This window comes from Hymenobacter mellowenesis (genome assembly GCF_030581005.1).
GTDB classification, from domain to species: Bacteria; Bacteroidota; Bacteroidia; order Cytophagales; family Hymenobacteraceae; genus Hymenobacter; species Hymenobacter mellowenesis.
On record NZ_JAUQSX010000003.1, the window covers coordinates 315,392 to 328,118 of the forward strand.

A 12,727-nucleotide genomic window follows, 5' to 3' on the forward strand; every position below is an offset into this window, starting at 1 on the left:
TGAGTTCACCGGCAGAGATGCTTCGGCTTCGCTCAGCATAACGGTCGAATGTGGCCGACCAGCGGCAACTCGTAATTCATAGTTCAAAACCCATAATTCACCATAATGCTAACCCTCGGAATCCTGGGCCTCGGCGAAGGCCGCAGCACCATGTCGGCCGCCCTGAACAGCCCGAAATGGAAACTCAAAACCATCTGCGACCGCAACGAAGACCTGTGCCGGCACCGCGCCGAAGAATTCAACTTTCCGCACTACACCACGCAGTACCAGGACCTGCTCTATGACCCGGAAATCGATGCCGTGGCCATCTACACGCCCGACCACCTGCACGCCGAGCACGTGGCCCAGGCGCTGCGGGCGGGCAAGCACGTGGTGTGCACCAAGCCGTTTATCGATGACTTAGCCAAAGCCAACGAACTGCTGAAACTGAGCCGGACCTCGGGCAAAAAGCTGTTCGTGGGCCAAAGCTCGCGCTTTTTCGAGCCCATGAAGCGGCAGCGGGCCGACTACGAGGCTGGCCTCATCGGCGAGCTGATTACCATAGAAGCCTACTACCATGCAGACCACCGCTGGTTTTTGGAAAAAGGCTGGTCCCTGGAAAACGCCTTCAAGTGGCTCTACGGCGGCCTCAGCCACCCGGTGGATTTTATCCGCTGGTACCTGCCCAATATTGAGGAGGTGATGGGCTACGGCATGCTCAGCAGCAACGGCGCTAAGGGCGGCCTCAAGCACCAGGACACCATGCACTTCATCTTCAAAAGTACCGACGGCCGCGTGGCCCGCGTGAGCGGCTGCTACACCGGCCCCGTGCAGCCCGTGACGCGTGACTCGGAGATGAGCTGCATCCTGCGCGGCACCGAAGGCGCCAGCCAGGGCGACTACATGGATTTGCGCTACGCCATTACTGATAAAACGGGCGAGGAAAGAATTATCACTTGGGAGCACAAGCTGAAGCACTATTTCCGCTTTGAGGGCAAGAGCCACCATGCCGGCGAATACCAGAATTATCTGGAGTATTTCGCCGATTCCATCGAGCAGGATTTCACCGCTTTTCCCGATTTGAAAGAGGGCATCGGTACCATCGCGCTGCTGCAGGCCATGGACCGCTCGCTGAGCACCGGCCAGCCGGTGAAGGTGCAGGATATTCTGGCTGAGCACGGCGTTTCGCTTTAAGCATAAACCCAACAACCTGTAGCGTGGACTCTGCGAGTCCGCGCGGTGCGTGGTAAAGAATTCAGATAAGCCAACGATGCGCGGACTCGCAGAGTCCACGCTACATCCCACCCAAATCCACCTTACCCTGCATGGGCAACAACCTCCTCGGCCACCTCACCACCTGGGACTACGCCATCGTCGTGGCCTACGTCGTCATCCTGGTTGTCATCGGCTTCCGGGCCAGCGCGTCGCAGCGCGACAAGCCCGATGAGTCTATTTTTCTGGCCAATAAATCGTTGGGCTGGGCCAGCATTGGGTTCAATATGTGGGGTACCAACGTGGGGCCGTCGATGCTGCTGGCGTTCGCCTCGATTGGCTACAGCACGGGCATCGTGGCGGTGAATTTTGAGTGGTACGCCTTCGTGTTTTTGTTTCTGCTGGCGGTGGTGTTTGCGCCGCGCTATCTGGCGGCCAATGTGAGCACCATGCCCGGCTTCATGGGGCGGCAGTACGGCGACTCGACGCAGAACATTCTGGCCTGGTACGCGCTGATTAAAATCCTGATTTCGTGGCTGTCGCTGGGCTTGTTTGCGGGTGGCTTTCTGGTGCGCCAGATTCTGGGGATTCCCATGTGGCAGTCGGTGGTGGTGTTAGTGCTGTTTGCGGGGTTTTTTGCCTTCGTGGGCGGGCTCAAGGCCATTGCCAAGGTCAACGTTTTCCAGATGATTCTGCTCATTGCCGTGTCGCTCACGCTCACCGTGATTGGGGTGTTGAAAGTGGGCGGGCTGAGCAAAGTGTACCACAGCGTGCCGGGCCACTACTGGAACCTGCTGCATCCGGCTTCCGACCCTAAATACCCGTGGTACGCCATTCTGCTGGGCTACCCGGTGTCGGCGGTGGCGTTTTTCTGCACCGACCAGGCCATGGTGCAGTCGGTGCTGGGCGCCCGCAGCCTGGAGCAGGGCCAGCTGGGCGTCAATTTCATCGGCTGGCTCAAAATTCTGTCGCTGCCGCTGTTCATCGGCACTGGCATTTTATGCTTCATCCTTTTTCCCCACCTCAAAGACCCCAGCGAGGCATACATGACGATGGTGACCAGCCTTTTTCCGGCGGGCATGAAGGGCTTGGTTATCGTGGTGCTCATTGCCGTGCTGGTGGGCACCATCAGTTCCTCACTCAATTCGCTGAGCACCGTTTTTACAATGGACGTGTACGCCCGCAACATCAACCCCAACGCTAGCAACCGGCAAATCAAGGCCGTGGGCCGGCTCACTATCCTCGTTGGTTGCGGGTTTGCCGTATTGGTGGCGCTGGCCATCGACAGCGTGAAAGGGCTAAATCTGTTCGATATTTTTCAGGCGGTGCTGGGCTTCATCGCGCCGCCGCTGGCGGTGGTGTTCCTGCTGTCGGTGTTCTGGCGGCGCACCACGCAGCGGGCAGTGAACGGGATTATATCGGTGGGCTCGGCCTTCAGCCTGGGCGTGGGCGTGATGTATTTATGGGTGTTGCCGCCCGGCAAATACGATTTCTGGCCGCACTACCTCATATTGTCGTTTCTCATTTTCGCGGCGCTGTTCGTGGCCGCCGTGCTGCTTTCGCTGACGGACCCGGCGGGCCAGGCGCGGCGCCAAGCGGTGGACTACGGCGTGCTGGCGCGGCCCACACGGCGCGTGCAGTTTTTGTGGGCCGCGTTGGCTGTGGTGATGGTGGGGCTATATGTGGTGTTCAATGGGCATTAAAGAAGTAGCGTGGACTCTGCGAGTCCGTGAACGAGCAACGCGAGTAGTTGGCGTCTGAGCCGTCGTCACGTTCATACTCGCTGCGCGGACTCGCAGAGTCCACGCTACATTACCACCACATCGGCCCGGCGCGATTCCGGCAGTACCTTCAGCGACTCCAATTTCCCGTTTCTCACTACGCCTTCCACCGTCGTTTGATAGGGCGCATGGAGCTTGAAATGCACGTCCCAATTCTTCGGCCAGGCTGGTAACAAATAAATCTTCCGCCCGTCGGTTTGCAGTAGCATTTCCTGCAGGCCCAGCATGCCCGAGCCGCCCCAGTTGTGGTCGGGCGCCCAGTCGTAGCCGGGGCCCCAGAAGGCGGGGAAGCGGCGGCCGGAATCCTGCAGCTTTTTCACCGTTAGCTCGGCGGCTTCGTCGGTCAGGCCCAGGCGGGCGGCGAAGATGTTGTGCTGCTTCCAGCCTATGTGGCTGCGGAATTTCTGCACGTCCGCATCGTACAGATAAGTATTGCGGGCCGTGTCGAGGCCGGCTTTGCCCACGCCATAGGCGCCCCAGGGAAACACCGGGTAAAGCTGTGGACTCTCGGTGTTGTTGATGCGCTCCCACGATTTGGCCGGGGCGATGGTTGGATGGCCCTGGCTTTCGCGGAAGCTGATGCTTGGAATTCGGCCCAGCATGGCCGTCCATTTCTGGCGCTGCCCAACGGTGCCGTAGGGCGTGGGCAAAGCCAAAAGGCGCGTGAGCACGGTGCGCAGGCCGGTGATGGTGGCGGTCGAATTGTAGGCCATTTTGTACGTTTCGGCCCCAGACCCGGGGTAGAGCACGAGATGGCCCGCGCCATCTAGCGCCTTGGCGCCGCGCTGGCGGGCCAGGTACTGGTAATGCTCATCAAAGAAGGTGAGGCAGCTCTCGATGAAAGGCAGGTACGGCGTGGCGTCCTGGCCGACGTACTGCTCCGCGTCGAGCATCATCAGGCAGAATTCCAGCACGGTGTCCCACTCGTATTCCAGCCAGGCGTTGTATTCCAGGCCTTTGTCGAAGCTGGTGGGGCGCTTCCAGTTATACTCGGCCGGATTGGGCAGGCCGAAGTTTTCGAGCTGCTCGGTGAAGCAGGCGCCGGGGTGCTGCCAGTAGGTTTGGCTGCGCAATTCGGCATTTTTGAGGAGGCGCAGGTAGAAATCGAACTGCGGCTTTAGCAAGTCGAAATCACCGTTTTTCAGCATGGGCCAGTACACGAGGCGCTGGTTTTGGGCGGTGTGGGTGCCGCCACCCCAGTTGCGGAAGTCGGGCGTGAACTTCAGGGTGGAGTCCGTCAGCACCGGGTCGTAGGTGAAGAGGCCGCCGTTGAACTTGGTGGGCCACTGGCCGAAAGCGTTGCAGCCCAGCATATAGCGCATAAGCTGGTAGTTGCGGCCCGTCTGCCACTCCGGCGCGTTGGCGGCGGCTTTTTCGGGCCGGATGTGGATGAAGCTGCACTGCCAGTAGTCGTGCCACCAGGCCACGGTGCGTTGGCGGGCCGCTTTGGGGTTTTGCCGGGCAGCGTCCAGCGTCTGCTGCAACCCTTGCTGCCACTGCGGCACGGCGGGCGCGGTAGTGGTGTGAAGCGCTACCACAATGGAATGCGTGCGAGCCGGGGTGCGGCTTTTTAGTTTCCAGCCGTGGTAGTGCGTGTTGAGGTACTGCCCGGTGGTGGTGCCGGCTGGCGTCATTTTCAGACCATGCAGTGCGCCGCCGAAAATCAGCTGGTTGAGCGGGTTGTAAAGCCGGTCTTTCACGCTTGCCAACCCCTGCTGCTGCACCACGACATCGAATACCGTTTGAGGCCGGTTTTGGTGGAAAAACTCCACACCCTGACTGCGAAAACCGATGCTGTCGCGCCGGGTAACCACATCGCCCTGCGGTGCCCATTTGTAGGAGTTCTGGTTATTTTCCTTGCCTTTGGGGCGGCGGTCGGCGAAGCGCCAGCTTTCGTAGGTGGCCTCGGCACTCAGCTTCTCGCTGCCCGTAACTTCGACGTGAACAACGGGCTTGAAAACCTCGACCCACACACGAACCCGGGCCGAGGTCTGGCCCACCTTACCGGTCAAGGTCACGTCACCAGTTTGCAGGGCCAGTTCCTGCTTGAAAGTGCCGTGGTCGAACGGATTGGGGGTAAGGTGCAGGCGCACCCGGCCGAGTTTTAGCAGAGAATTGTTCTCATCAAAGGTGCCGCTGCGGGCGAGGTATAACAGCACGTCGCCGTTTTCGGTCCACACGTTCAAGCCAACGTCGCCGCCGCCGCAGGGCATCGATTCGCCGGCGTTGCGGCTGGGGCTGGTCCAGATGATGTTGTTGGTGGCGAGCTCGGTTTGGGCGTGGGCGAAGCAGGGAAGAATGGAAAGAAACAGCAGAAGCACTTGCCGACTAAGTATCGAGCGAGGCAATAGAACGTCATGCTGAGCTTGTCGAAGCATCACTACCGCAATAGTAAATGGATTACTTGCGCGGTAGAGATGCTTTGACAGGTTCAGCATGACGTTCAAATTAGTGCTTGCGGCCTTTCTCATTGCGCCCAATCATCCGTCCGGAACGACGACACCGGCAGCCCCTCATTGCTGAACAGCGTGGCCCGCGTGAAATCCTGAAACGCATACCGCACCGCCACCGGCGCTTTCACCGCCTCGGCCGACACGTTGATGACGCTACCCGCGATGGTGGCTTTGGCGGGGTACCACTTCTGGTCGGCGCCGGCGATTTCGAAGCCAGTAAGCTCCTGCCCGAAGCTCGTCATGCCCATGGGCGAGTTCTTGAAGCGCACGGCCACCGTGTTGTCCTTCACCGTCATAGATTCGTAGGTGGGGGGCAGCGCGCCGAAGCCTTTTTGGCCATAGGTTTGGGCCAGGGCCAGCAGGGCCAGGCGGGTGCCGCCGGGCTCCTTGCGCATGGGGTGGATGCTGGTTTCCTCGCCAATGTCGAGCAGGACGGCCATGGCGGTGTTGGGCACCTGGTCCTGGATTTTGCGCTGGGTATCGCGGATGAAGGCGGAGTTGTATTTGCCGCCCTTGTTTTTGGAGGTGCGGGTGTAGTCGAAGGGCGCAATCTGGGCGTAGTAGAAGGGGAAGTCGCCCATGCCCCACTTGGTGCGCCACTGCTTCACCATGGCGGCGAAGAGCTTCTCGTACTCGTCGGGCCGGTCGTAGTTCGATTCGCCCTGGTACCAAATGGCGCCTTTAATGCCATATCCTTCAATAGGATGCAGCATACCGTTGTAGAGCGTCGTGGCCGTGCGGCTTTGCAGCTTGATGGTGTCGCCCTTGGCCGGAATCTTCACGCCGGCAAACTGGCGCAGGTTCTCGGCGTCCATCCACGCTTCGATGAAGGAGCCGCTGTAGCTGCAGTGCAGCAGGCCCACGGGCACTCGCAATTGCTCCTGCAGCAGCCGTCCAAAATAGTAGGCCGTGGCGCTGAAATTGCTCACCGCCTCGGGCTCGGCCATGCGCCAGGGCGAGGGCTTGCTATTTTCCTGTGGCTCCGTGACCGACGAGCGGGGCACGGTGTAGAGGCGCAACTGGTCGTTGCGCGAGTGCAGAATGGCCTCATTTGAGCCCAGCACCGGCTGGCCCTTAAAGCCTTTCATCGGCATTTCCATGTTCGACTGCCCGCCGCACAGCCAGACCTCGCCCACCAATACGTTTGTCAGCTTCATCGCCGGGCCATCGCCGCTGATGGTCAACTCATAGGGCGTGGCACTGGCGGCGGGCGTCTTCACCTTGAGCCGCCATTTGCCGGCCGCGTCGGCCTGGGCTGTGTATTTCTGCTTGCCCCACGAGGCACTCACGGCAATGGTGCTGCCGGCCTTGGCCCAGCCCCACACCGCACATTCGGCCTGTTGCTGAAACACCATGTTGTCAGTGAAAAGTGAAGCCAGGCGCAGCTGGGCGTGGCTCAGCAGCGGCAGAAACAGCGTAAGAAAAAGCAGGAAATGAGGCTTCAGCTTCATAGAGGAAAGTATGTAAAAGTCGCTCGTCATGCAGAGCGTAGCGAAGCATCTCGCGTGTTTCAACTAATTAATATTGCCTTCGCGATTGAAATTGCCATCACACGCGAGATGCTTCGCTGCGCTCTGCATGACGGTAATAAGCGGTTGGTTACAAGCCAATTTCTACCGACTTACTGGAATCCAGACCTCCATATCGGCGTGGCCCCGGTTGCCCCAGGCGTAGTACGGAATGAGTGAAACCGACACTGCCGTCGGCTTTTCGGCGGGCACCTTGCGGTAGAGCTGCGTGCCCCACTGCGCCGCCTCCGGCACGAGCATGGCCTGGCCAGTAAGGAATACCACGTCGCTGTTTTCGACCTGCTTGTGCTGCGGAGTTAGGCTGGTATTCGCGGGCAGTGTGAGGCCCGAAATCTTCTGGCCGGCCGGGAAATCCTTGGTTTCGAGGCAGTAGACGATGGGGCCGCGCTTCACGGCTACCTGGTTGCGGGTTTCCTCCACCAGCGGGTTGGCCTCGACCAACTGGGCGGGCATAGGCATGGCCAGTTCCACCTTGTCGCCAGCTTTCCACTGGCGGTTGATTTCGGCGTAGGTGCCGGGCGTGAGCGCGGCCGTGGTGGGCTTGCCGTTCACGAGCAGCGTGGCACCCTCGCACCAGCCCGGCACGCGCAGGAACACGGAAAATGCCTTCTTGGGCGCCTCGTCCAGCGTGAGCTTCACGGTGCCGTCCCATGGGTAGTCGGTTTCCTGACGAAGCTTCAGTGGGGCACCGTTTTTGAGTTTGGTGTTCAGGTTGCTGCCGCCGTACATATTCAGCCACAGGCCTTTGTCGGAGGTGCTGTACATATAATTGCTCACCTCCGCTATAGTACGCACCACGTTGGGCGGGCAGCAGTTGGAGAGGCTGATGTAGTCGACCCGGTCCTTCGACCAGCGCTGGTGGAAGGGCAGCGCATCGGAATACGCCAGCGGGTTGGTATAGAGGAACTTCGTGCCGTCGAGGCTGATGCCCGAGAGCACGCTGTTGTAGAGCGCGGTTTCCAGCACATCGGCGTACTTGGCGTCGGCGGTTACTTGCAGCATGCGCCAGTTCCAGAGCACGTTGCCGATGTTGGCGCAGGTTTCGCCGTGGGCCGTGAAATTGGGGAGCTGATAATCTCGCCCGTAGGCCTGGTGGATTTTCTGCACCGTGTCGGGCTTGTAGGCCGTGCCATCGGGCGAGACGCCGTCATAAAGCGCCCCGCAGGCACCCGTGACGTACATTTTGTGCTGCGTCACGTCGTCCCACATCTTGTTGAGGGTCGTGAGCAGGGTTTGGTCGCCGGTTTCGGCGTACACGTCGGCCGCGCCAGCGAAGAGATAATTAGCCCGCACGGCGTGGCCGCCGGCCTGCTGCATCTGCCGGAACGGAATGCGGTCCTGGTTGTCGTCGGTGCCCACTTCGGCCACCAGCCCGCGGATGTTAATCAGGCTCTGGGCCAGCTCCAGGTAGCGCGGGTCGCGGGTGGTGCGGTACATCTCCACCACACCCATGTAGTGCGACGGGCAAATGGCGTTACGCGCCAGCTCGGGCGAGGCTTTTTTATAAAAATTATACAGGTAATCCGTGGATTTACGGGCCATCGTGAGCATCGTGGTTTTGCCCGTGGCGCGGTAGTGCACGCAGGCTGCCGTCATGAGGTGGCCAATGTTATAGGTCTCAAAATTCAGCCTGTTCTTGAAAGCCGCCGTCTGGCCCGGATTATTCTGCTCCGCGATGCTGCTCTGGGTGCTGATGTAGCCATCGGCCCGCTGCACCTTGGCAATCAGGGCAATGGCTTCGTCGAGCTGCTGGTCCAGCTTGGGGTCGTGGTTCACGGCGTAGGCCGCAGACATGGCTTCCAGCAGCTTAAAGAAGTCGCCATCGTGAAACGGCGGCCCTTTGTGCTCACCCTTCTGCAGGCCGGCAGCAATCTCGAAGTTCTTATAGGCGTGGTTCCGGTCGCTATGGTACAGCGTCCACATGGTCGGAATCATCGAGCGTTGGCACACGTCGAACCGCTCGGCCCAGAAACCTTTGGTCCAGGCCACGCTGCCCATGTCCACGCTGCCGAGTTTGGCGTGGGTGCTGGCGGAGGTGTTCACAAGGCCTTTTTGCTGCGCGAAAACGGGACCGCCCAGGGCCACTGCCAGCGCCCCAAGACCGATTTTTTTAAGGAATAAATGCATAGTCATTAATCAACGTTGAATGGGAAGGTGGGGGTGATGCCGATGCCGATGCTCACCGGCCCGAGCAGTCCGGCTGGTAGCAGCGGCTTGCCCGCGGCCGGTGAAGGCGCGGGCGTCCAGGTTTGGCGCTGCTCGGCGGGCCGGGCCTGGTCGCCGATAAGGCGGTTGGCCCAGGTATTGGTGACGCTAATTTCTAGCTGGTTATCGCCTTTTTTTAGCGCTTTGGTGATGTCGACGCGGTAGGGGGGCGTCCAGGATATGCCGCAGGGCTGGCCGTTTACCTGCACTTCGGCCAGGTTGGCAACCGTGCCAAGGTCTAGGTAAACCTGGGGCGACGGTGCGCTGGAGAATTGCCCTTTCTGCTTTTTCTGCTGCTTGGGCGGCTGCCAGCGGAAGTTTTGGGTGTAGATAGCGGTGCCGGAATAGTGGCTGATGGCGGCGTCCTGGTTCTTACTCCAATCCGTCAGTTGGGAAAAATTGACTGGCTGGGCCGGGCCACCCATCTTCGGGTCGAAACGGACTTGCCATTGGCCGGTGAGGGTTTGCACCAACTGCGTTTCCTGCCAGTTGAAGCCGTCCTGCGCATTTTGCTTCGTTGTCGATTCGCGGAACACCACAAATAGGGAGCCGTTGCGGTCGAGGCGAATCGGCAGGTTAGTGCGGCTGTTTTTGATTTTCCAGTCGGTGGCCAGGCGGGTTTCGCCGGTCACGGCATCCCACAATTCCGGCTGCCGCCCGGCCACACGCAAGCTCAGGTTGATGGTACGGGCCGAGTCGAGTTGGTTGGAAATAAAATAGATATCGAATTCCGGCGCAGTGCGGTGCGTCCAGGCAATTCCGTTGGCGCGCTGGCCGCTGACGGTGCTGGCAATTACGTCGGGAGCCATACCCAGCGATGCAAAAGAAGAGCGGTTATAGGGGCCCCGTAGCAAAAGCCCCCTGGCCTCCTGGCCAATTGGGTCACTTACCGTTACAGTATCCGCCAGTCTAGCAACTTTTAGCATTTCTTGTTGCACAGCTACATCAGCGGCTGGATAATTCTGAAATGATGGCGAGTAGCTGGGGTGTCGATTGAGTAGCACCCAACCCCCAGCCTTCACCAATTCTAGTAGCTTCTTCGCCACTTGGGGCGACATGGCGGTGCTGTCGGGGCTCATTTTCAATGCCCCGGGCACCACCAGCAACCTGTAGCTGGCCCCGCCCGGCAGCACGATGCGACCGTTTTCCACCTTCGCCAGGCGCAGCAGCGCGTCCTTGTTGAAGGAGTCGTATTGGTAGCCGTGCAGCGGGTCTACCAGCATGTCGGCGGTTTCCATGTTGGCCGAGGCTGACACTTTTTCGGGCTGCTCGCGCATGGGCAGGCCCACGTTGGCGAGGCGCTGGTGCTCGGCGGCCACGGCTTGCGGACCGAAAATGCCGGGCAGGTCATTCACCAAATGATTTGGCAAAATGGCGCGGCGCGGGGTTTCCTCGCCCGTGAACACGGCCACGTCCACCACTGGGCGGCCGAGTTGCAGCAGGGCCTGGCAGCGGCGGGCGTAGTCGACCCAGGCGCGGCCGGGTTTCCACCAGGTTTGGTCGCGCTGGAAGAACAGGCCGATACCGCTCAGCGTCATGCCCGGCTGGCGGTCGAGCCAGGGGTTGTGCACGAACACGTGGTACACCAAGCGGTTGACGCCCAACGCGTAATTGCGGTCCTGCAAAGCTTTGAGCATGCCGGGGTGCTCATCCCAGGCCAGCTTTAGCTCGGTGAAAGCCTCGGCCTGCACAATGTTTTTGCCGTAGATGTGGGCGCCCGAAACGGCGTCGAGCATGTCGTTGGGCTTGTCGTGGGTGGGGCTGCGGAGCCAGAACTCGCCCATCGGCACGTCGGCGTGCTGGTAGTGCAGCAGGCCGTCGCTCACCATGGTGGGCGCGATGGCCTCGGCCGAAAACGTGCAGCCTTTGGCATGCGCCAAATCCTTCAGCGTCACGTAGAACTTGTCGTTCACCAGCTCCGCAATGGTCTGGCGCACATCGGCCAGCACCCGCTCCGACTGGTCGGCGCTTTGCAGGGGCACGCCCGCCAGCACCGGCAGGTAGGGCAGCAAGTCGTAGCCCCGCCGCGTCCGAAACTCAGCCGGAAAGTTGGCCGACCAGTTCTGCGAACCGCATTCCCAGCTGTCGACGTGGAAGACCTTGAGCACCCGCGCCGCCAGCTCCGGACCGCCCTGCCGCACGGCCTCGCCAAACCACTTATCGAATTGCAGGCTCACGGCGGCGGGGTTGAATTTGTCGCATTCCAGCCCGCGCCCGCCACCGCCAGTGGTGTTGATTTGGCCGGTGCTGGTGTGGCCCATGCGCAGGATGGTCCAGTGGCCGGCGGGCGCGGTCCAGGTCAGGCGGCCGCTGGCATCTAGCTTGTCGGTCAGGTTGATAATCTTGCCCAGCGGTACGCACTGCGCGTCAGGCAACTGGACCGGCGTGGTGCGCTGGCTCACGCGCCACACGTCGCCGTTTTTGCCCTCGAACTGGTGGATTCGCGCCGCACCGGAAAGATGGATTTCCGACACTTTAAGCGACTGTTTCCACTTGGCCGCGTCGAGGTCTTCGGCGCCCGGCTCTGAGCCGGCGGGGTCGTAGGTGAAACGGAAAAACCGGGCCGTGGTGGCGGGCAGCGCGTGGGTCACGGCGCTGCTGTCCTGCCAGCCGCTGCGGGGCGGCTGCAGGCGCGCTAGAGGCCGGAAGCTGCGGCCGTCGTCGCTCACCTCTACTTGCAGGCGGTTGGCCTGATAGTTATAGCCGTTGGAGCGAATACGGAGGCTGCGGCAGGTAAATGGCTGGTCGAAGGCATATTGAATCCAGCCCGACTCGCTGGTTTTAAAGCCTTTTTTGTTGCCGGGCGTGGCCAGCAGGTCCAGGTTTTCGCCGGTTAGGCTGCTGGTTATCTGCGGCTTTTGGGTGGCGGTGGAAATGGCGCTGCCGGCGGGAGTAGGGTAGGCGTATACCGCAATGTCGCGGTAGTAGCCCTGCACCGTGGGCGGCTGGGGCAGCGCCAGGCTCAGCTTTTTACCACCCGCCACCTGCGTTTGGGTTGATACGACGTGCTGCATCGACAGCTCCGGCGTAATCCACGGCCCGCCCGCCAGCGCAAAACCGTCGCTGACGTGCATGGCCAGTTTCAGACCCAGCCGGTCGGCTTCCTGCATAGCATGCTTCACCATTGCCCACCACTGCGGCGACAACTGCCGGGCCGCAGGCGAAATCGCCGGCGGATTCTCCACGTCCTTAATCGGCATCAGATACGCCCCGCCGATGCCGGCTTCCTTCATCGCCTCCAGGTCGGCGGTGAGGCCGGCCGGGGTCACGGCCCCGTTCATCCAATACCAGAATACCCACGGCCGCGCCGCCTCGGGCGGGGTTTTGAAAGCGGCTTCCAGGTCGGGTGCTTGCTGGGCGCACACCGGGGCCGGCAGCAGGCCGAGGGTCGGCAGCGCGAGCAGCAGGAGGGCCTTGGGGAGCAAGCGGGTTTTCATTCGTGTTATCAGTTGAACTGTAGTTTTTGACTGTCATGCAGAGCGCAGCGAAGCATCTCGCGTGCAGTACTAATCATACTGATTGCAACGAAGCGAGCGAGATGCTTCGCTGCGCTCTGCATGACGGGCTG

The 12,727-nt window shown here is 60.8% G+C and carries 6 protein-coding genes; 2 read left to right on the top strand and 4 right to left on the bottom strand.

The window, feature by feature from the left end:
* Positions 1–105: 105 nt before the first annotated feature.
* Together Q5H92_RS07595 and Q5H92_RS07600 are read left to right on the top strand one after the other, a co-directional pair.
* On the top strand, positions 106–1,173 hold the full coding sequence (locus tag Q5H92_RS07595) for a Gfo/Idh/MocA family protein (protein ID WP_305010905.1): 1,068 nt from the start codon (positions 106–108) through the stop codon (positions 1,171–1,173).
* 131 nt (positions 1,174–1,304) lie between these two features.
* Positions 1,305–2,894: a sodium:solute symporter family transporter gene (locus Q5H92_RS07600; protein ID WP_305010906.1), complete on the top strand. Its 1,590-nt coding sequence runs from the start codon at positions 1,305–1,307 to the stop codon at positions 2,892–2,894.
* Between the two features lie 104 nt (positions 2,895–2,998).
* Here the strand turns inward: Q5H92_RS07600 and Q5H92_RS07605 are convergent, their stop codons facing one another.
* The 4 genes from Q5H92_RS07605 to Q5H92_RS07620 form a co-directional block, all read right to left on the bottom strand.
* Positions 2,999–5,293, bottom strand: coding sequence for a DUF5703 domain-containing protein (locus Q5H92_RS07605; RefSeq protein WP_305010907.1), 2,295 nt, complete (start codon positions 5,291–5,293; stop codon positions 2,999–3,001).
* 146 nt (positions 5,294–5,439) lie between these two features.
* Complete coding sequence (locus tag Q5H92_RS07610) at positions 5,440–6,876, bottom strand: sialate O-acetylesterase (RefSeq protein WP_305010908.1); 1,437 nt, start codon at positions 6,874–6,876, stop codon at positions 5,440–5,442.
* A 162-nt stretch (positions 6,877–7,038) separates the two neighbouring features.
* Positions 7,039–9,081: an aceric acid hydrolase gene (locus Q5H92_RS07615; RefSeq protein ID WP_305010909.1), complete on the bottom strand. Its 2,043-nt coding sequence runs from the start codon at positions 9,079–9,081 to the stop codon at positions 7,039–7,041.
* A 5-nt stretch (positions 9,082–9,086) separates the two neighbouring features.
* The gene (locus Q5H92_RS07620; protein ID WP_305010910.1) at positions 9,087–12,596 is read right to left on the bottom strand and encodes a glycosyl hydrolase; all 3,510 of its coding nucleotides are present in this window, start codon (positions 12,594–12,596) and stop codon (positions 9,087–9,089) included.
* Between the last annotated feature and the right edge of the window lie 131 nt (positions 12,597–12,727).